The organism is Halomonas sp. TA22, assembly GCF_013009075.1.
Classification (GTDB): domain Bacteria; phylum Pseudomonadota; class Gammaproteobacteria; order Pseudomonadales; family Halomonadaceae; genus TA22.
Map to the genome: position 1 here is coordinate 3,224,799 of NZ_CP053108.1, position 19,267 is coordinate 3,244,065.

General features: G+C 61.5%; 17 protein-coding genes. 8 read left to right on the forward strand and 9 right to left on the reverse strand.

The features are described 5' to 3' along the window. Positions 1–4 precede the first annotated feature (4 nt). Both nrdE and nrdF read left to right on the forward strand, forming a co-directional pair. A complete protein-coding gene (gene nrdE / locus HJD22_RS15265; RefSeq protein ID WP_217267766.1) occupies positions 5–2,110 on the forward strand; it encodes a class 1b ribonucleoside-diphosphate reductase subunit alpha in 2,106 nt (701 codons plus the stop codon). A gap of 31 nt (positions 2,111–2,141) precedes the next feature. Further along, on the forward strand, positions 2,142–3,125 hold the full coding sequence (gene nrdF, locus HJD22_RS15270) for a class 1b ribonucleoside-diphosphate reductase subunit beta (RefSeq protein ID WP_208656774.1): 984 nt from the start codon (positions 2,142–2,144) through the stop codon (positions 3,123–3,125). A 62-nt stretch (positions 3,126–3,187) separates the two neighbouring features. Here nrdF and HJD22_RS15275 read toward each other — a convergent pair whose 3' ends face one another. After that, on the reverse strand, positions 3,188–3,592 hold the full coding sequence (locus tag HJD22_RS15275) for a hypothetical protein (protein WP_208654534.1): 405 nt from the start codon (positions 3,590–3,592) through the stop codon (positions 3,188–3,190). A 32-nt stretch (positions 3,593–3,624) separates the two neighbouring features. On the opposite strand from HJD22_RS15275, the gene HJD22_RS15280 reads away from it, so the two are divergent. Next, positions 3,625–5,322 carry an ABC transporter ATP-binding protein gene (locus tag HJD22_RS15280; protein WP_208654535.1) on the forward strand — a complete coding sequence of 566 codons (1,698 nt, stop codon included), beginning with the start codon at positions 3,625–3,627 and terminating at the stop codon, positions 5,320–5,322. 27 nt (positions 5,323–5,349) lie between these two features. Here the strand turns inward: HJD22_RS15280 and HJD22_RS15285 are convergent, their stop codons facing one another. Continuing rightward, the gene (locus tag HJD22_RS15285) at positions 5,350–6,129 is read right to left on the reverse strand and encodes an EAL domain-containing protein (RefSeq protein ID WP_208654536.1); all 780 of its coding nucleotides are present in this window, start codon (positions 6,127–6,129) and stop codon (positions 5,350–5,352) included. A 107-nt stretch (positions 6,130–6,236) separates the two neighbouring features. Beyond that, positions 6,237–7,160, reverse strand: coding sequence for a DMT family transporter (locus HJD22_RS15290; protein WP_208654537.1), 924 nt, complete (start codon positions 7,158–7,160; stop codon positions 6,237–6,239). Positions 7,161–7,435: 275 nt separating this feature from the next. Here HJD22_RS15290 and HJD22_RS15295 point away from each other — a divergent pair, with 275 nt between their 5' ends. The 3 genes from HJD22_RS15295 (at position 7,436) to HJD22_RS15305 (ending at position 10,641) form a co-directional block, all read left to right on the forward strand. Then, positions 7,436–7,840, forward strand: a complete 405-nt coding sequence (locus HJD22_RS15295) for a DUF4168 domain-containing protein (protein ID WP_208654538.1) — start codon at positions 7,436–7,438, stop codon at positions 7,838–7,840. Positions 7,841–8,013: 173 nt separating this feature from the next. Next, positions 8,014–9,915 carry a DUF294 nucleotidyltransferase-like domain-containing protein gene (locus tag HJD22_RS15300; protein WP_208654539.1) on the forward strand — a complete coding sequence of 634 codons (1,902 nt, stop codon included), beginning with the start codon at positions 8,014–8,016 and terminating at the stop codon, positions 9,913–9,915. Between the two features lie 3 nt (positions 9,916–9,918). Next, positions 9,919–10,641: a 3'-5' exonuclease gene (locus HJD22_RS15305; RefSeq protein WP_208654540.1), complete on the forward strand. Its 723-nt coding sequence runs from the start codon at positions 9,919–9,921 to the stop codon at positions 10,639–10,641. Positions 10,642–10,707: 66 nt separating this feature from the next. Here the strand turns inward: HJD22_RS15305 and HJD22_RS15310 are convergent, their stop codons facing one another. Both HJD22_RS15310 and HJD22_RS15315 read right to left on the reverse strand, forming a co-directional pair. Then, positions 10,708–12,375 (reverse strand): BCCT family transporter, encoded by a 1,668-nt coding sequence (locus HJD22_RS15310; RefSeq protein WP_208654541.1) that lies wholly within the window; start codon positions 12,373–12,375, stop codon positions 10,708–10,710. Between the two features lie 233 nt (positions 12,376–12,608). Further along, positions 12,609–13,103 (reverse strand): PRC-barrel domain-containing protein, encoded by a 495-nt coding sequence (locus HJD22_RS15315; protein WP_248730279.1) that lies wholly within the window; start codon positions 13,101–13,103, stop codon positions 12,609–12,611. 271 nt (positions 13,104–13,374) lie between these two features. Here HJD22_RS15315 and HJD22_RS15320 point away from each other — a divergent pair, with 271 nt between their 5' ends. Together HJD22_RS15320 and HJD22_RS15325 are read left to right on the forward strand one after the other, a co-directional pair. Beyond that, positions 13,375–13,725: a hypothetical protein gene (locus HJD22_RS15320; protein WP_208654542.1), complete on the forward strand. Its 351-nt coding sequence runs from the start codon at positions 13,375–13,377 to the stop codon at positions 13,723–13,725. A gap of 143 nt (positions 13,726–13,868) precedes the next feature. After that, positions 13,869–14,147: a hypothetical protein gene (locus HJD22_RS15325; RefSeq protein WP_208654543.1), complete on the forward strand. Its 279-nt coding sequence runs from the start codon at positions 13,869–13,871 to the stop codon at positions 14,145–14,147. Between the two features lie 54 nt (positions 14,148–14,201). Here HJD22_RS15325 and HJD22_RS15330 read toward each other — a convergent pair whose 3' ends face one another. The 4 genes from HJD22_RS15330 to HJD22_RS15345 form a co-directional block, all read right to left on the reverse strand. Next, positions 14,202–15,587: a sigma-54 dependent transcriptional regulator gene (locus HJD22_RS15330; RefSeq protein ID WP_208654544.1), complete on the reverse strand. Its 1,386-nt coding sequence runs from the start codon at positions 15,585–15,587 to the stop codon at positions 14,202–14,204. A gap of 9 nt (positions 15,588–15,596) precedes the next feature. Beyond that, positions 15,597–17,039, reverse strand: a complete 1,443-nt coding sequence (locus HJD22_RS15335) for a sensor histidine kinase (protein ID WP_208654545.1) — start codon at positions 17,037–17,039, stop codon at positions 15,597–15,599. A 101-nt stretch (positions 17,040–17,140) separates the two neighbouring features. Then, a complete protein-coding gene (locus tag HJD22_RS15340; protein ID WP_340163047.1) occupies positions 17,141–18,313 on the reverse strand; it encodes a PQQ-dependent sugar dehydrogenase in 1,173 nt (390 codons plus the stop codon). 56 nt (positions 18,314–18,369) lie between these two features. After that, positions 18,370–19,248: an AEC family transporter gene (locus tag HJD22_RS15345; RefSeq protein WP_208654547.1), complete on the reverse strand. Its 879-nt coding sequence runs from the start codon at positions 19,246–19,248 to the stop codon at positions 18,370–18,372. Positions 19,249–19,267: the final 19 nt, after the last annotated feature.

The window sequence follows — 19,267 nt, forward strand, 5'->3', positions numbered from 1 at the left end:
GACGATGGACTACCATGCACTCAACGCGATGCTCAACCTCTATGGCCCGAACGGCGAGCTGCAGCTCGACCGCGACCGCGAGGCGGCGCGCCAGTACTTCCTGCAGCACGTCAACCAGAACACGGTGTTCTTCCACTCGCTGGAGGAGAAGCTCGACTACCTGGTGGAGGAGGAGTACTACGAGGCGCAGGTGCTGGAACAGTACGAGCGTGCCTTCATCAAGTCGCTGTTCGAGCAGGCCTACGCCTACAAGTTTCGTTTCCCGAGCTTTCTCGGTGCCTTCAAGTACTACACCAGCTACACGCTCAAGACCTTCGACGGCAAGCGCTACCTCGAGCGCTACGAGGATCGCGTGTGCCTGGTGGCGCTGACCCTGGCGCGGGGCGACGAGACCCTGGCCCGGGCGCTGGTCGACGAGATCATCAGCGGCCGCTTCCAGCCGGCCACGCCGACCTTCCTCAATTGCGGCAAGCGTCAGCGCGGCGAGCTGGTGTCGTGCTTCCTGCTGCGCATCGAGGACAACATGGAGTCGATCGGGCGTGCCATCAACTCGGCACTGCAGCTCTCCAAGCGCGGTGGCGGTGTGGCCTTCCTGCTCAGCAACATCCGTGAGTTCGGGGCTCCAATCAAGCGTATCGAGAACCAGTCGTCGGGCATCATCCCGATCATGAAGCTGCTCGAGGATGCCTTCTCCTACGCCAACCAGCTCGGTGCACGCCAGGGGGCGGGCGCGGTCTATCTCAATGCCCACCACCCGGACATCCTGCGCTTCCTCGACACCAAGCGCGAGAACGCCGACGAGAAGATCCGTATCAAGACACTGTCGCTGGGCGTGACCATCCCCGACGTCACCTTCGAGCTTGCCAAGCGCAACGAGGACATGTACCTGTTCTCGCCCTACGACGTCGAGCGCGTCTATGGCGTGCCGTTCGGCGATATCAGCGTGACCGAGAAGTACCACGAGATGGTCGCCGACGGGCGCATCAGCAAGCGCAAGATCAAGGCACGCGAGTTCTTCCAGATACTCGCCGAGCTGCAGTTCGAGTCCGGTTATCCCTACCTGATGTTCGAGGACACGGTGAACCGGGCCAACCCGATCGCCGGGCGTATCAACATGAGCAACCTCTGCTCGGAGATCCTGCAGGTCAACACCCCCACCGAGTACGATGCCGACCTCGGCTATCGTCATACCGGCGAGGACATCTCCTGCAACCTGGGCTCGATGAACATCGCCAAAGTGATGGACTCCGGCGATATCGCTACCAGCGTCGAGATCGCCGTGCGCGGCCTCACCGCCGTCTCGGAGATGAGCAACCTGAGTTCGGTGCCCTCCATTGCCAAGGGCAATGCGCAGTCGCGCGCCATCGGCTTGGGTCAGATGAACCTGCATGGCTATCTTGGCCGCGAGAAGATCTTCTACGGATCGGACGAAGGGCTGGATTTCACCAATCTCTATTTTTATTGCGTGGCTTATCACGCACTGCGCGCCTCCAACCGTCTGGCCATCGAGCATGGCGAGAGCTTCGCCGGCTTCGCCGACTCGAAGTACGCCAGCGGCGAGTTCTTCGACAAATACACCGAGCAGGCGTGGCTGCCGCGTACCGAGAAGGTGCGCGAGCTGTTCGAGAAGGCCGGCATCGCACTTCCCGACCAGGACGACTGGCGCGCGCTGAAGGCATCGGTGATGGTGCACGGGCTCTACAACCGTAATCTGCAGGCGGTACCTCCGACCGGTTCGATCTCCTACATCAACCACTCCACCTCGAGCATCCACCCGGTGGCCGCCAAGATCGAGATTCGCAAGGAGGGCAAGCTGGGACGCGTCTACTACCCGGCGCCGTTCCTCTCCGACGATAACCTCGAGTACTACCAGGACGCCTACGAGATCGGGCCTGAGAAGATCATCGACACCTACGCCGAGGCATCCAAGCACGTCGACCAAGGGCTGTCGCTGACGCTGTTCTTCCCCGATACCGCCACGACACGGGATATCAACAAGGCGCAGATCTACGCCTGGCGCAAGGGCATCAAGACGCTCTACTACATCCGCCTGCGTCAGTCCGCCCTGGAAGGGACCGAAGTTGAGGGCTGCGTCTCCTGCACCCTGTAACGGCCGAATACGAGAGTGACCGATGAACTCCATGCATGACACCCAAACGCCAGCATCGCCGTTCAAGCGCATCGATGCGATCAACTGGAATCGCCTCCCGGACGATAAGGACCTGGAGGTGTGGAACCGCCTGACCAGCAACTTCTGGCTGCCGGAGAAGGTGCCGCTCTCCAACGACATCCAGTCGTGGAACACATTGACGCACCATGAGCAGCAGCTCACCATTCGTGTGTTCACCGGGCTTACGCTGCTCGATACCATTCAGAGCAGCATCGGAGCGCCGGTGCTGATCGAGGATGCGCGAACCCCTCACGAGGAAGCGGTCTACGCCAATATCGCCTTCATGGAGGCGGTGCATGCGCGCTCCTACAGCTCGATCTTCTCGACGCTGTGCACGACTCGCGATGTCGACGACGCCTTCCGCTGGAGCGAGGAGAACCCCTCGCTGCAGGCCAAGGCGGAGCTGATCCTCGAGCGCTACCGTGCCGACGATCCGCTGATGCGCAAGGTCGCCAGTGTGTTCCTCGAGTCGTTCCTGTTCTACTCCGGCTTCTATCTGCCGATGTACTGGTCAAGCCACGCCAAGCTGACCAACACGGCAGACCTGATCCGCCTGATCATCCGCGACGAGGCGGTGCACGGCTACTACATCGGCTACAAGTTCCAGCAGGCACTGGCCGAGGCCTCGCCGGAGCGTCAGCAGGCGGTCAAGGATTACGCCTACGACCTGCTGCATGAGCTCTACGATAACGAGGTGAAGTACACCGAGTCGCTCTACGACGAGGTGGGGCTGACCGAGGACGTCAAGAAGTTCCTGCACTACAACGCCAACAAAGCGCTGATGAACCTGGGCTATGAGGCGCTGTTCCCGGCAAGCGTCACCGATGTCGATCCGACCATCATGGCCGCGCTCTCGCCGAGTGCCGACGAGAACCATGACTTCTTCTCGGGCTCAGGTTCCTCCTATGTGATCGGCAAGGCGGTAGCCACCGAGGACGAGGATTGGGCGTTCTGATTCAAGACATGTGTGTACCGCAAACGGCCCGAATGGGCCGTTTGCGTTTCTGCGTCAGTCGGTCACGAGGAGCGTGGCCAGCCCTGGCGTAGACGCCGCGTGGTGGCCGCCCAGAAGCCATGCCCCGAAGTGCTGGGGGTAGACGACAGCATGGCAGAAGCCTGCTGGAGCGGTGCGAGAATCGCATCCAGATGATGGTGACAGAGCTTGCTGGTCAGCGCGCCCGGGCACTGGGCCAGCAGCAGGCCGCAATGGTAATAGGCATTGTCCAGGGCCTGGCGCAGCTCGCCGCTGGGGCCGACCGCCATGCGGCAACTCTCGAGCTCTCGGGAGAGCATCAATAGCAGGGTACTATCCAGCCAGCAGGGTTGGGTATCATTCTTCTTGCCGGCCAAGGAGCGCTTGATGGCCTGGAAGGAGATGTGGAGAAAGATGGTGGTGTAGTACACCCTGGAACGTTCGGACATGGCGGTGCAGGCTCGTCAAGTCGTAATTGATAATGACATTCATTCTCAAATTAGGCGAAACCCTGCCGCCTGTCAAATTCCTGGTGGTCAATCAGGAGCGCAGCTTCGTTGCCCGTCTCGGTTTCACCACGCCCCAGGAGCAGATCCTGATGCTCGCCGTGCTGACCTTCTTCATCTGGGCCGGCGAGTCGATATTTGAGTATCTCTACAAGATCCTGTGGCGCAACCTGGCCCAGCGTCTCCAGGCCGACCTGCGCCAGGATACCTACGAGCACGCCCAGCGCCTCGACATGGGCTTCTTCGAATCGAAGAGCTCGGGCCAGCTGGTGGCTACCATGAACGACGACGTCAACCAGCTCGAGCGCTTCCTCGACGGCGGCGCCAACGCCCTGATCCAGGTCGGCGTCACGGTGGTGGCGGTGGGTGCGGTATTCTTCGTGATCTCGCCGCTGATCGCACTGCTCGCCTTCACGCCGATCCCGCTGATCATCTGGGGCGCCTTCTACTTCCAGCGCAAGGCGGGCCCGCTCTATGCCGACGTGCGCGAAAAGGTCGGCGACCTGTCGAGCCGGCTCTCCAACAATCTCTCCGGCATCGCCACCATCAAGAGCTTCACCAGCGAGACGCGCGAGGCCGAGCGGCTGCGGGCGGCGAGCGAAGCCTACGTCGAGGCCAACCGCCGTGCGATCCGCATCAGTTCGGCGTTCATCCCGGTGATCCGCATGGCGATCCTGGCCGGCTTTTTGGCCACCTTCACGGTGGGCGGCATGATGGCACTGCGCGGCGATCTCAACATCGGGGCCTACGGCGTGCTGGTGTTCCTCACCCAGCGCCTGCTGTGGCCGCTGACGGGGCTAGCCGAGGTGATCGACCTGTTCGAGCGCGCCATGGCCAGTACCCGGCGCATCCTCGACCTGCTCGAGGTGCCGATCACAGTCAAGGACAACACCGGCCGCGAACTCGTCCAGCCAGTGGGCGGGGCAGTCTGCTTCGATACGGTGAGCTTTCACTATCCGAGCAGCGGGGTGGGAGTGGAGGGCATCAGCCTGACGGTGCCGGCGGGCAATACCCTGGCGCTGGTGGGAGCGACCGGCTCCGGCAAGTCGACGCTGATCAAATTGCTGCTGCGCTTCTACGACCCCGAGCAGGGCGAGGTACGCATCGACGATCAGCCGATCGGCGAGGTCAGTCTCGCCTCGCTGCGCCAGGCCATCGGTCTGGTCAGCCAGGACGTCTACCTGTTCGAAGGCTCGATTCGCGACAATATCGCCTATGGGCGTCCCGAGGCCAGCGATGCGCAGATAGAGGAGGCGGCCAGAACCGCCGAGGCTTGGGAGTTCATCGAGGCATTGCCCCAGCGACTCGACACGCCGGTGGGCGAACGAGGCGTGCGCCTCTCCGGCGGCCAGCGCCAGCGTCTGTCGCTAGCCAGGGCGCTGCTCAAGGACTCGCCGATCCTGGTCTTGGATGAGGCGACCAGTGCGGTGGACAATGAGACTGAGGCGGCGATCCAGCGCTCGCTCAAGCGTATCGCGCACGGGCGCACGGTGATCATGGTCGCCCACCGCCTCTCGACTATCGTGCATGCCGACGAAATCGTGGTGATTCATCAGGGCAGGGTGGCAGAGCGGGGATGCCATGCCGACCTGCTGGTCCGCGACGGCTATTATGCCGCCCAGTGGCGGGTGCAGACCGGCATGGCGCGAGCCGAGGATGCACCGCTGGTCTAGCCGTTGCCTGCGAGGGAGAGGCAGCGTTCAGACGGCGCTGCGCAGCTCCTGCAGGAAATCGCCAAGCCCGGCATCGCATATCGATTCCAGCGCCGGGCGGGCAAAGTGGAACCCCTGCTGGCGAGTGATGCCGAGGTGCGCCAGCCACAGCGCTTCCTGGCGCGTTTCGATGCCTTCGGCGATCAGCGCAATGCCAAGCTCGTCTGCCAGACCATACACGGCGCGCAGGATCGCCTGACGGCGTAAGTCCTGATCGCAGCCCATGACGAGTTCACGGTCGATCTTGACGACATCGGGCTTGAGGTCGGCAAGCAGGTCGAGATTGGCGAAGCCGTTGCCGAAATCGTCGATCGCGGTGGTGAATCCCAGATTGCGGTAGGTGTCGATGATATGGCGCAGGTGCTGGCGATCCTTGACCATCTCGCTCTCGGTGATCTCGAAGGTGATGCGCTCGATGGGCCAGCCGACCCGCTGCGAGACGGCCAGCGTGGCCTGAATGCACGCGCTCGGCTCATAGACGGCGTTGGGCAGGAAATTGATCGACAAGTTCTCCTGCATCTCCAGCTGGCTGGCAAGCTCGATCGCCTTGATGCGGCAGGCCTGGTCGAAGCGGTAGAGATACTCCGGCGTGATTCTCGAGAGGATCTCGTAGGCAGATTCCCCGTTGAGCCCGCGCACCAGAGCCTCATAGGTGGTGACCTCGGCAGTGGAAATGTCGACGATCGGCTGGAAGGCCATGGTGAAGTCGAACGGCAGGGGCGCATCGCAGCGTCCGCAGTGGGCATCGTGCCGTGCGCAGTGGCTCATGGAAGCCTCCCGGAGTGTCATTTGGCATTGGCAAAGCGAGTACCAAGGCCATGATAACAGCCTAGCTCACCACAGATGAGGGGATATCGGCGGCAGTAGTGGTTTTCTTAATGCCGAACTCTCTTGCCCTTGGCCACCATCACCACGCCAGCGAGAGCCAATGCCATGCCCAAGATGGCCAGCGGCGGTAGTGCTTCACCGAACAGCCACCATGCCTCGAGTGCAGTCACTGGGGGAACCAGATAGAACAGGCTGGCGACACGCGAGGCCTCACCGCGCTTGATCAGCGCCATCAGCAGCAGGATGGCGGCGATCGACAGCACCACCACCAGCCAGCCCAGCGTCAGGATGAAGGTCAGGTTCCACTCGATATCGCGGGTCTCGAAGAGCAGGGCGCAAATACCCAGTACCGCTCCTGCAGACAGATACTGCACCAGCGTGCCGGAGAGCAGGGGCATGCCGGTGCAGTAGCGCTTCTGGTAGAGCGTGCCGAGGGAGATACCCAGCAGGGCAATGAAGACGCTTGTCAGTGCCCCAAGGCCGAACCCCTCGAACACGTGGGTACCGCTGGGATCGAGCTTGCCGCCAAGCACCAGCGCGATACCCAGCAGGCCGAGCGCCAGCCCGGCCCACTGCAGCAGGGTGAGACGCTCGTCGAGCAGCGGTCTTGCCAGTGCAGCGGTCAATAGCGGTTGCAGTCCCACCAGCAGCGAGGCGAGCCCCGCCGGCATGCCCAGTGAAATGCCATAGAAAACGCCTGCCAGATAGGCTCCATGCACGAGCAGACCGGTCACTGCGATATGGCCCCACAGCCGGCTGCTACGCGGCCAGGGAGCCCTGATCATCAGTACCAGCGGCACCAATAGGGCCAGTGTCAGCATGAAGCGCACGAACAGAAAGGTGAAGGGTTCGGCATAGGGCAGACCAAACTTGGCGCCAATGAAGCCGGTGCTCCACATCAGGACAAAAAGCACGGGCATGGCGGCAAGCCAGAGCGTTTGGCTGCGGGAGGAGGCGTTGACGCTCTTCATGAATTCTTCTCGTAGAGGTGTCAGGACTGCAATCAGGGATGAGCGAGTTTACGGAGATCGGCAGGGCTTAGAAAGGAGGGTAACGCTGGCTTGATGAGTTCGGTAAGTATGCATTCGGCGCTTGAAGCGTAGCGTCTATTAAAATCGTCGCTCGGTGGCGACGAACGTGTGGTTTTTTATCGATAAATATTACATTTCGATACAATAAAATTATGAACCACGAGGGAACGTTGTCGTCACACGTTTGCACACACACAGCTCTACTAGGAGATATCATGAAACGGATAACTGCTCTCTTTTCTACCGCTCTGCTGACCGCTGGCCTGATGTCTGCTCAAGGCGCATTCGCTCAGGATCCTGCCCAGGACCCGGCCGCAGCTCAGCAGCCGCCGCAAGCAGCTGCCCCTGCGCAGCAAGATTTTTCCGACGAGCAGCTGCAGCAGTTCGCTGATGCCTCTCTGGAAATCGCTGTGATCTCCCAGGAGTACACTCAGCGTCTTCAGGGCGCCGAAGATGAAGCGACCCAGCAGGAAGTTCGCATGGAAGCCAACGACAGAATGGTCGAAGTCGTTGAAGATAGCGGCCTCGATGTCGATACGTTCAATGCCATCGGCTACACCATCCAGCAGGATCCGGAAATGATGCAGCGGGTTCAGCAGATGGCCGAAGAGCAGTCCTAAGGAGCCGTCCCAAGGCCGCTCTCCCGACCGATTCGGTTGGACGACAAACCCTGCCCAGCGTGGCGGGGTTTGTGCGTTTTGGGAAGCTCAAGATGCACATGTCATTGCTTTCTTTACAGCGTCTTGCGGGATAAGCAGAATCTCGATGATGAGTCGCTTGCGGGGAGAAGAACATGGATGTCGAACTACTGGAAATCCGCGAGCACATGGGGCGTTTTTCGCCCTTTGACGGGCTCTCCGAGGAGCTGCTCGATGAGATGGTGAATCAGGTCGAGGTGGCCTATTTCAAGGCGGACAGCGTCATTCTGGAGGCGGGCGGCAAGATCGGCGATCTGCACTATATCCGCAGTGGCGCCGTGGAGATCCGGCGTCGCAACGGTGATCTCTACAATCGGCTTGGCGAGGGCGATATCTTCGGTCACTTCAGCCTGCTGCGTCACCATCCGGTACGCTTTCCCGCCAGAGCCATTGAAGATACGCTGATCTACTTCATTCCCAAGTTCATCTTTCTGAACCTGTGCGAGGCGGACGAGGACTTTGCCGATTTCGTCGAGCTGGGTCGCCCACGCCTTGAGTCGGCGGTCGAGAAGCAGCAGAAGAGCAACAACCTGATGACCACCCGGGTACGCAAGTTGCTCTCCCGGCGCCCTCTACTGGTCGAAGCCGACATGACGGTACAGCAGATCGCCCAGCGCATGAGCGAGGAGTATGTCTCCGCTGCCCTGGTGATCACCCCGGTGGAGGGAGGTGAGCCGAGTTTCGTTCATGAAACGCGATCCTGGCAGCTACAGGGGATCATTACCGATCTCGACTTGCGTAACCGCGTGCTCGCCCAGGGGTTGCCCGCGGCAACACTGGTCGGTGACGTGGTCAGCCCGCGGCTGATCACCATCCAATCCGATGAGTCGGTACATGAAGCGATGCTGTGCATGCTGCGCTGCAATATCCATCACCTGCCGGTGCTCAATCGGCGCCAGCCGGTGGGCGTGCTCTATCTCTCCGACATCATTCGCTACGAGACGAACACCAGCCTCTATCTGGTCAGCAACATCTTCAACCAGACCGACGTGCGCGGTCTGGCGGCGTTGGTGCCCGATGTGCGCAACGCCTTTGCGCATATGGTCAAGGAGGGGGCCAATTCGATGATGGTCGGCAGTGCCATGTCCACCATCGGCCGAAGCTTTACCCGGCGGCTGCTGGAACTTGCCGAGGAGGAGCTAGGTCCGCCCCCGGTACCTTACTGTTTCATGGCGCTGGGTTCGATGGCGCGCAATGAGCAGAGTCTGGTGACGGATCAGGACAATGCGCTGATACTTGACGACCGTTTCGATCCCACCGAACACGATGCCTACTTCGCGGCACTGGCCAAGCGAGTCAGCGAAGGGCTGGATGCCTGTGGCTATACCCTGTGCAAGGGAGACGTGATGGCCACCAACACGCGCTGGCGTCAGCCGCTTCGGGTCTGGAAGCAGTATTTCAGCGACTGGATCGAGGATCCGACCCCCGAGCGGTTACTGCACAGCTCGATCTTCTTCGACCTGGACAGCGTCCACGGTGAGGAGGCGTTTGCCGAGCAGTTGCAGGATCTGGTGGCCGCCAAGGCCTCGCAACATCCGCTGTTCCTGGCCGCCATGGCGCGTAACGCGCTAAACCGCAAACCGCCGCTGGGCTTTTTCCGCACCTTCGTGATGGAGAAGGATGGCAAGCACAACGACATCATCAACCTCAAGCGGCGCGGGACTGCCCCGCTGGTCGAGCTGATTCGCGTGCACGCCCTGGCATGCGGCTCCCGGGCCCAGAACTCCTTCGATCGCCTCGACGACATCGCCAAGACGCAGCTGCTGCCCGAGGGGAGCGGCGAGAGGATCCGCTACGCCTTCGAATTCCTCTCCATGGTGCGTATCCGTCACCAGGTGATCGATATCGAACAGCAGCAGACGCCGGACAACAACATCGAGCCGGGTAATGTCTCCGACAGCGAGCGTCACCATCTCAAGGACGCCTTCCAAGTGCTCAGTAACGCGCAGAAATTCCTCAAGTTTCGCTATCCCATTCCCACGACGCGGTCCCGCTGAGTCATGCTATCCAGGCGCCACCGAAGCAGCGACAGCCCCGGCTGGCAGGAGTACTACACGCAGCAGGCCCGCAAGGCAGGCGATACGCGTCTCCGCGAATTCTATGCCGCAGGTAGCGTGGCACCGCAGACACCAATCGCCGATGCGCCACTGATCGCGCTGGATATCGAGACCACCGGCCTCGATTCGCGGCGTCATTCGATCGTCAGCATCGGCCTGGTGCCGTTCACCCTGCAGCGCATTCATCTATCACAGCGGCGTTACTGGGTCGTCTGCCCGCCGCGCCCATTGAGCGAGCAGTCGATCACCGTGCATCGCCTCACCCACTCCGACGTGGCGGACGCGCCGGACCTGGGCGAGATCCTCGATGAGTTGTTCGTAAGCCTGAGCGGTCGGCTGGCGGTGGTGCACTTTCGCCATATCGAGCGTCCATTCCTGGATGCGGCGATCAAGCGGCGACTAGGGGAGGGGCTCAAGTTTCCGGTCATTGATACCATGTCGCTGGAGGCGCGGCGGCATCGTCAGTCATCTTGGGCGAGACTGCGCCGCTGGCTGGGCAGGCCACCGGTCTCGATCCGCCTGCACAACAGCCGCCTGCGCTATGGCTTGCCGCCCTATGCCGCGCACCATGCGCTGGTCGATGCGCTGGCAACGGCGGAACTGCTGCAGGCGCAGATCGCGCGTCACTACTCCCCCGATACGCCGGTCGGCGAGCTCTGGTCATAAGTCATAATGCGTGAATACGACGAAGGCGGCCCAGGGCCGCCTTCGCTGATCGGGCAAGCAGTTACGTCAGGCTGCGCGCGGCTCGCTCATCAAGCCCTTGACGATGGCGTAGCAAGCCGCCAGCAGCACCACGGTGAAGGGCAGGCCGGTGGTGATCACCGCCGCCTGCAGCGCGGTCAGGCCGCCGCCGAGCAGTAGCGCGATGGCGATGGCACCCTCGATGATCGCCCAGAACATGCGCTGGGGCTTGGGCGCATCGACCTTGCCGCCAGCGGTGATGGAGTCGATCACCAGCGAGCCGGAGTCCGACGAGGTGATGAAGAACACCAGCACCAGCACGATGCCGACGAAGGAGGTGATCGCTGCTAGCGGTAGCTGGCCGAGCATGACGAACAGCTGCAGCTCGAGTACCGCGTCCTGTACGCCTTCGAACCCATTGAGGTACTGGTCGATGGCGGTGCCACCGAAGGCGGTCATCCACAACACCGAGACCAGCGAGGGAACCAACAGCACGGCGATCAGGAATTCACGCACGGTACGGCCACGGCTGACCCGGGCGATGAACATGCCGACGAAGGGCGACCAGCTGATCCACCAGGCCCAGTAGAAGGCGGTCCAGCCCTGGCTGAAGTTGGCATCCTCGCGTCCGAAGGGGTTGGAGAGCGCTGGCAGGTTGACGGCATAGGCCAACAGGTTCTCGAAGAAGCCGGTCGCGATCATCAGGGTCGGGCCAACGATGATCACGAAGGCCAGCAACAGAAACGCCAGGACCATATTGATCTGCGAGAGTCGCTGTACCCCTTTTTCCACCCCCGCCACGACGGAGACCAGGGCGATGGCCGTGACCGCCGAGATCAGCAGCACCATGGAGACGGTAGTGTCTGGCAGACCGAAGAGGTGGCTCAGACCGGCGGTTGCCTGTGAGGCGCCAAGACCGAGCGAGGTGGCAAGCCCGAACAGCGTGGCAAAGACCGCCAGGATGTCGATCACATGCCCAGGCCAGCCCCAGATACGCTCCCCAAGGATGGGGTAGAAGATCGAGCGCATGGTCAGCGGCAGGCCCTTGTTGAACGAAAACAGCGCCAATGCCAGGGCGACGATGGCGTAGATGGCCCACGGGTGCAGGCCCCAATGGAAGATCGTGGCCGCCATGCCCAGGCTGACGGCGGCGGACTGATCGCCTTCGGCAGCTCCAAGCGGGGCCCAGTCGGTGCGCGCCCCATTTTCTGTGGCGATGCCGTCAAGTGCGGTGCCGAAGTGGGTCATGGGCTCGGAGACGCCATAGAACATCAGCCCGATGCCCATGCCCGCGGCGAACAGCATCGCAAACCAGCCAGCGTAGCTGAAGTCCGGCGTGGCGTCGGCGCCACCGATCCGAACCTTGGCCAGTGGCGTGAAGATCAGTACGACCGTCAGGATCACGAAGATGTTCGCCGAGAGCAGGAAGAACCAGGCCAGATTGCTGGTCAGAAAGGCGAAGGCGCCATCGAAGATAGGTGCCACCTGCTCCTGCAGGGCGAGGGTGATGATAACGAAAAACAGGATCACCAGGGCCGAGAAAGAGAAGACCTTGCTGTGCAGATCCAGATTCACGCCGAACTTGCTGGCGGTAACGTTATCCTGGCCAATGACATAATCCGTGTCGATCAGGTTCGCCGGTCCTTCCGGGGCCGGAATGCCCTCAGAGCTTGCTTGCGGCTCCTGGGCGGATGAGTCTGATGAATTGTCGCTCACAGAACGCTCTCCGTTATTAGGGCCTCGAATATCCTTGCCCGGTGTAGCGGCGGGCAGTAGAACAAGAAGCGTTGTTAATGTAATTCAAGGGAATTGCTAAAACCCTCTTATATTGTGACGCTTTGTCGCTAAAATTCCACAACTCTGTCGCCCTTTATCGACAATCGGGACCAATGCAAAAGGCCCACCGCTACAAGCAATGGGCCTTAGAGCAGCGATCTCACTTTACGCGATCAGTTGCTGTCGTTCGTCTCGAACGCCTCGCGGGTTCGCTGCCAGGCACTTTCGGCCCCCTCGCGGGTGGTCTCCCAGGCGGCTCGCGCCTCTTGGCTCGCCTGATTCCACCAATCGGCATCATATTCCGGCAACTGCTCGATCTCCTCCTGAGTCGCATCGACCAGCAGCCGATGTACCGTTCTGCCGTGTTCATCGGTCTCGGTGGTCAGCTGAAACGACTGGTTCTCGAGCACTACCTCTCGTCCCCCCAGCCCGAGCGTTGCGCCGCTAACGATGATGATGGCCTGCACGCTCATGTTGTCATCAAGCAGGATGTCGCCGACTTCGCCGATGCTCTCCTCGGGGCTTGCCTGCAAATAGACATCGGCGTTGGTGATGTCATTTGCCGAGTAGAGCCCCTGCGCCATGTGGCTTTCGGCGAGGGCCGGCCCGCCGAGCATCAAGCTCCCGGAGACCAGCGACAGGCTCAAGACCAGTGCTCTGCTACGCATGACATCTCCTCCACTAAAGTGATTGTTTAACCATGGCAGTTCCCTCGCTGATGTCAACTTGCCACACACTGTGGCCTTCTGCCCTGCATATATGGCGCATGTGTCATTTTTCGCCATTGGATATGGGCTTGTCGAGGGCGTGTAAGACGCTCTGCCTTGGCCCCATCCTCTTGTTTTAACAAAAAAATAATAGGGGGTTGAGGGTTTGGCATAAAACCAGCTAAGTTAAGGAAGCACGATCAGTAAATCCAAGGATGCACCGGAGGCAAGGATGACTATTCGATACAAGGCAAGTCGCCGACTGACGGCAGCCGCTTCCATCACCGCCATGGTGCTGGGCAGCTTTGCGTTGACGGGTTGCGGAAACGATGACGAAGACGTTCCACCCGTGGGTAACGAGCCGGCAATGGAACAGCCCACCGATGATGATCTGGGAATGGATCAGGAGCAGGGCGTCGACAATCAACCCGTGGATCAGCAGCAGGCGATCGGCGATCCCGAACCTGCCGACCAGGCGGGAGATGAGGATGAGCGTGTTCCCGGCACGGCACCTGGTGGCGGTGAGGATCCCATGATGCAGGAAGAGCCCGCACCTACCGATGGCACGGGCGGCGGTATGTGACCCGCTGATGGCCAGCAACCTCACGTAAGCGAGAGCGCAACATCGCGCAAGTAGTAGTGCATAGAGACAGTACCCCTCTGGGGTACTGTTTTTGGTGAAACGCAGCAAACGCCAAAGCCCGCTAATCGCTGCAGGAGAGAGACATGATGTCTATACGTACACATGGATTGGCAATCGTTGGCTTAACACTCGTTTTTCTGAGTGGCCAGGCTACTTGGGCGGAGCAGGAGATGCTCGAAACCAACGAGACCGAAGCGCAATCCGCCGAGGTTCAGGAAACCGAGAGCACCGAGCCGGAGGATGAAGCGGGTCTTCCGGAGCAGGAGGAGGCGGGATTCGGTGATGGCGGCGAAGCCATGCCGGGCATCGAGAATTCACCAGCCGAGGACGATATCGAGGAGCCAACTACGTCAGAGGAGTGAGGCAGCGCGCCGGTGCAGGGCCCCAGAGCGTGCCTCACCGTGAGGTGGGCCAGCTCAGCTCTCGCTATCCTCCAGGCGTCGATAGAGGGTCTTGCGAGCAATGCCGAGAATGTCGGCGGTACGCCGCTTGTTGCCCCCCGTGGCTTCCAGCACCTTCTGGATATAACGCTTCTCCACATCCTCGAGGCTTGGCCAGTTGGCTTCCTGGGCGGCGGGGACCATCTCGCTGCTGACCGAGACACGGCTGGCCTCGCTATGGGTTCTGAGGCGTTCGGGCAGGTCGCCAAAGCTGAGGATGCCCTCTTCGGCCAGTGTCACGGCGCGCATGACGGCATTCTCGAGTTCACGGACGTTGCCCGGATAGCTATAGCTAAGCAGCGCCTTGAGTGCCAGCGGCTCCACCTGCTCGATGCTTTTCGCTTGCGTGCCGGCGTGCTTGGCAATCAAGGCCGCGATCAGGCATTCGATATCGCCCTCGCGCTCACGCAGCGGTGGGATGCGCAGCGAGAAGGTTTCGAGGCGATAGAAGAGGTCGCTACGGAAATTCTCGTTTCTGATCTCCTCTTCCAAGTCGCGGTGCGTGGCGGCAATGATCCGCACATCGACCTGCTCCTCCTTCTCGGCCCCTACGGCTCGAACCGACTTTTCCTGCAGGGCGCGCAGCAACTTGGCCTGTAGCGCCAAGGGCATCTCGCCGATTTCATCGAGAAACAGGCTTCCCCCTTGCGCGGCATGGAACAGGCCCTGGCGCGCTTCGTTGGCGCCGGTGAAGGCGCCCTTTACATGACCGAAAAACTCGCTCTCCATCAAATCCATGGGAATGCTGGCGCAATTGACCGCCACGAACGGCCCTGCGTTGCGCTCGCTCTCTGCATGGATGGCGCATGCCAGCAGCTCCTTGCCGGTGCCGCTCTCGCCGAGAATCAAGATCGGCGCCTCGCTTTTGGCCAGACGAGCGGCGTCATGGAACAGCGATTGCATGCACTCGCTCTCGCCGACGATGCCGTGGAAGTGCGGGCGGTCGCTGCCGGCCTCTTCCAGGCGGGCCGCCAGGCGGTGGTTCTCCAGTACACGAAATACGGCGTCGCGAACGTTCTCCAGATCGAGAGGTTTGGTCAGAAAATCGTCCGCGCCGATCTTCAGCGCCTCCACTGCTTGGTCGATGGTGCCGAAGGCGGTGATGACGATGAAACCAGCCTTGTTGCCATCGGCACGTACTCTCTCCAGTAGCTCCATGCCAGTGATGCCCGGCAGGCGCACATCGCTGATGATCAGCTCGAACGATTCGTGGCTAAGCGTGGCGATCGCCTCTTCGGCGCTGCCGACGCCAAGCGTGGCATAGCCGGCGTCCTGAAGCTCCTCCTCGAGGAGTTCAAGGATCGCGGCGTCGTCCTCTACGATCAGGATGGGGGGGTGCACGAAAGCCTCCTTGTCATGCATCTGGCTTCTTCAAGAAGCGTGTTCGTCTTCCGCCGGGAGTACTAGCTCGAAACCGGCACCACCCAGCGCACTATCGAAAACGCCCACCGTGCCGCCATGGTCGTTGATGATGCGATGGACCATCGACAAGCCCAGGCCGCTACCTTGACCCACGGGCTTGGTAGTGTAAAAGGGGTCGAAGACCTTGCCCTTGTCGGCATCCCGGATGCCCGGACCATCGTCCTCGACGCTCAGGTGGAGCTCATGGTTGATCCATCGGGCGCTGAGTCTAATCCTGCTGGCACCTGCCTGAAGGGCATTGTGCAGCAGATTGGTCATGACCTGAATCAGTTGTTGTCCATTGGCGGTGATCTGCGGGTCGGGAGCGGGAAGGTCGATCTGAAGCGGCACACCCTGGCGCTCGAACTGCTCTTCGAGCAGCTGCGTGGCTGCGGTGACCAGCTCGCTGAGGGCGCGGGTCTCCTTCTCCACGTTGTGCTGACGGCCAAGCTCCATCAGTTGGCGCACGATGACCACGATACGCTCGACTTCGGTGCGAATCCGTGCCAGCTTGCTGCGCTCTTCGTCGCCAATCCTGTCCCGCCGCGCCAGCCGCTGGGCCTGGCCATTGATCACCGTGAGCGGAGCGCCGATCTCATGGGCGACGCCGGCCGCCAGTACTCCAAGCTCCGCGAGTTTCTTCGACTTGCGCAGGCGCTTCTCGAGTTCCACCTCCTTGCGCCGCCTGACCTCGATATCGGCATCCTTCTCGGCCATGGAGTCGAGCATGCCGTTGAGGGCAAGCGAGAGCTTTCGATATTCGGCGGGTCCCTCGTTCACTGCCCGCTGGCTGCGATCCCCCTTCTCGACCTTCTCCATGACCGCCAGCAGTTGATTGAGGGGACGCTCGATGTAGTGCCTAAAGCCCCACCAGATCATGAATACGATGCCAGCGGCACCAATGGTGAAGACCAGCACCGCGAGAATGCTGATGAAGCCGGTGTAGTTCTCGATGCCGGTATTGAGCCGATTGACCTGCAGCACGCCGCGGATTTCGCCGCTGGGTGTGGTCAACGGCATCAGCGTGGAGTAGTAGTTCCAGCGCTCGTGCTGGCGGTAGGCGCCGGTGCGTTCGCCGCTCTCGGCCACGGCGCGGATGTGCTCGGTCTCGAAGAGCTCCTCGCCAAGCCCCAGGCCATAGATCTTGTCGCCGTCTGTGTCAAAGACGTAGGCGCCATAGATCTGGTGAAAGGAGAACGCCGAATGCAACGAGTCCTGAAGCGCCTCGGGCGTGTCCTGGGCGATTGCATAGCCAAGCGAGGTGCCAATGGCGTGGGTGATGATCTGCACTTCGCTCTGCAGCTTGGAGCGGACGTTGTCCTCGAGCGCCTTGATCGCGACCAGGCTGAAGACCAGCAGAATGAAAAACAGCGGCACGATGACCGTGATGATGATGATATTGCGCAAGCGCATGACTGGCCTCGTGGTGGACGGCGTCACTTAGGATGCCATATCCCACCATGTTGGTCGGCCGGGGTCCAGTTTCCCCCGGCCTCGCACCATCGAGCGGCGTCTCAGTCGGCGGGTTCGAGGCGGTAAAGGCCGCCGTCGCCTGCATCGTTGAGAAGGTAGAGGTAGCCATCCGGGCCCTGGCGCACATCGCGGATACGGCCGATCTGCCCCTGCAGCACTCTTTCGCGGTAGACCACCTCGCCATCCTCGATCACCAGCCGCTTGAGTTCCTCGCTGCGCAGGCCCCCGGCGAGTAGGTTGTCCTGCCATTCGCCGAACCGCTCGCTGTCGACCTGGGCGAGACCCGAGGGGGCGAAACGGTCGGCGTAGACGTAGACGGCATCGCGCATCTCGGGCAGGGACTCTACGCCGATCGGCTCGCGCGTGCCATAATCAACGCCGCGGCTTGCCTCGGGCCAGCCATAGTTTTCGCCCGCCTCGATGAGGTTGAGCTCGTCGCCACCCAGCGGGCCATGTTCGCTGGCCCAGATGGCGCCATCGGCGGCCACGGCCAGGCCTTGGATGTTGCGGTTGCCGAGGGTGAAGATCTCGTCGAGTACCCCGTCGTCATCGACAAAAGGGTTGTCGTCGGGCACGCCGCCGGTATCGGTCAGGCGCAGTACGCTACCGGCATGATCGTCGCCAGCCTGGGCACGCTCAGGCTCGACACCGCGATCGCCCACGGTCATCAGCAGGGTGCCATCCTCCTGCCACGCCAGGCGCGAGCCATAATGGCGCCCGGGGGAGGAGTTTCGGTCCTGCTCAAAGAGCTCCTCGACGTCGGTGAGCGATTCGCCCTCGAGTCTTGCCCTGGCCAGCGCGCTGGCCGTGCCATCATCCCCAGGCTTCGAGTAGGCGAAGTAGATCCAGTCGTTATCGCCTTCGCCCCCGTTTTCCTCTCCATAGCGGGGGTGCAGCACCACATCGAGCAGCCCGCCCTGGCCCTGGGCGGAGACCTCGGGCACGCCGTCGAGCTCGGTGACCTCGCCGCCGTCGATCAGTACCATCTGCCCGGTGCGTTGGGTCACCAGGAAACGACCGTCGGGCAGCACGGCCATACCCCACGGATGTTCGAGGCCGGATACCATGCGTACCAGGCGCAGGTCATGCTCCTCGCTCTCGATACGCTCATGGATGATCTCTTCGGCGCTGGCCACATTCAGTGCCAGGACGCCCCCCAGCAGCAAGGCGCCGGGCCGGCGCCAGGAACGGGTCGAGCAGGTGGGTTGTGTCATGATCATCTCCCAGTGGCTGACTCCCTTTACCCTAGCAGAGCCTGTGCAAGCGTGGCTTATCTCAGCAGCGCCAGCAGGATAGGTAGGTAGATGAACGAAAGCAGGGTGGAGCAGAACACCAGACCGGCGACGAACTTTGGCTCACGTCCGGAGCGCTGGGCGAACAGATAGTTGAAAACCGCCACCGGCATGCTCATCTGGATGACCAAGATGCTGTGCGCCATGGGTGGCAGGGCCAGCCAATACCCCACCGCATAGGCCAGCAGGGCAGCGGCCAGGGTGCGTAGCAGACTGAAGCCCACCGCGGATCTGAGATTGCGCGCCTGGATGCTGGCAAGTGACACGCCAAGGGTGATCAGCATCAGCGGTACGGTGAAGCCTGAGATCAGGTCGACGGTATTGTCCAGCCAGCTTGGCAGCGAGGTTTCGGTCACCAGCAGGGTGAGGGCGATCAGGATGGCGTAGACGGTGGGGGTCTTCGCTAGGGTCTTCAGCGGGTTGGCACTGCGGCTCGCCATGGCGGTACCGAAGGTGAACTGCACCAGCGACACCGTGACCATGGTGGCGATGGCGAACACGAAGCTGGCGCCGCCGAAGGCATAGAGCACCACGGGCAGGCCCATGTTGCCGGTGTTGGGATACATCATGGGCGATATGAGCACTCGCCAGGGCTTGCCTATCAGCGGCGCGAAGGCGAAGGTCAGCAGGCCCATGGCGGTGAGTACCATCAGTGTGCCGAGCATGGTCATGCCGAAGGTGGCGGCATCGATATCGGCGCCGGAGAGCGAGGCGAGGATCAGCGAGGGAGTGCCGATGTTGAAGACTAGCTTGGTGACGAAATCCACCGGGTAGTCATGCCCCAGACGAATCCACATGAAGCCGAGACAGGCCCCCACGAACACCGGAGCCATTACCGCAAAAAGTTCGACAAGCATGGATTATCCTTGGGCAAGA

Bases quoted from the DNA above. Each gene is read 5' to 3' on its own strand.
- nrdE (WP_217267766.1), top strand. From the start codon at position 5: ATGGACTACCATGCACTCAACGCGATGCTCAACCTCTATGGCCCGAAC.
- nrdF (WP_208656774.1), top strand. From the start codon at position 2,142: ATGCATGACACCCAAACGCCAGCATCGCCGTTCAAGCGCATCGATGCG.
- HJD22_RS15275 (WP_208654534.1), bottom strand. From the start codon at position 3,592: ATGTCCGAACGTTCCAGGGTGTACTACACCACCATCTTTCTCCACATC.
- HJD22_RS15280 (WP_208654535.1), top strand. From the start codon at position 3,625: ATGACATTCATTCTCAAATTAGGCGAAACCCTGCCGCCTGTCAAATTC.
- HJD22_RS15285 (WP_208654536.1), bottom strand. From the start codon at position 6,129: ATGAGCCACTGCGCACGGCACGATGCCCACTGCGGACGCTGCGATGCG.
- HJD22_RS15290 (WP_208654537.1), bottom strand. From the start codon at position 7,160: ATGAAGAGCGTCAACGCCTCCTCCCGCAGCCAAACGCTCTGGCTTGCC.
- HJD22_RS15295 (WP_208654538.1), top strand. From the start codon at position 7,436: ATGAAACGGATAACTGCTCTCTTTTCTACCGCTCTGCTGACCGCTGGC.
- HJD22_RS15300 (WP_208654539.1), top strand. From the start codon at position 8,014: ATGGATGTCGAACTACTGGAAATCCGCGAGCACATGGGGCGTTTTTCG.
- HJD22_RS15305 (WP_208654540.1), top strand. From the start codon at position 9,919: ATGCTATCCAGGCGCCACCGAAGCAGCGACAGCCCCGGCTGGCAGGAG.
- HJD22_RS15315 (WP_248730279.1), bottom strand. From the start codon at position 13,103: ATGCGTAGCAGAGCACTGGTCTTGAGCCTGTCGCTGGTCTCCGGGAGC.
- HJD22_RS15320 (WP_208654542.1), top strand. From the start codon at position 13,375: ATGACTATTCGATACAAGGCAAGTCGCCGACTGACGGCAGCCGCTTCC.
- HJD22_RS15325 (WP_208654543.1), top strand. From the start codon at position 13,869: ATGATGTCTATACGTACACATGGATTGGCAATCGTTGGCTTAACACTC.
- HJD22_RS15330 (WP_208654544.1), bottom strand. From the start codon at position 15,587: ATGCATGACAAGGAGGCTTTCGTGCACCCCCCCATCCTGATCGTAGAG.
- HJD22_RS15335 (WP_208654545.1), bottom strand. From the start codon at position 17,039: ATGCGCTTGCGCAATATCATCATCATCACGGTCATCGTGCCGCTGTTT.
- HJD22_RS15340 (WP_340163047.1), bottom strand. From the start codon at position 18,313: ATGACACAACCCACCTGCTCGACCCGTTCCTGGCGCCGGCCCGGCGCC.
- HJD22_RS15345 (WP_208654547.1), bottom strand. From the start codon at position 19,248: ATGCTTGTCGAACTTTTTGCGGTAATGGCTCCGGTGTTCGTGGGGGCC.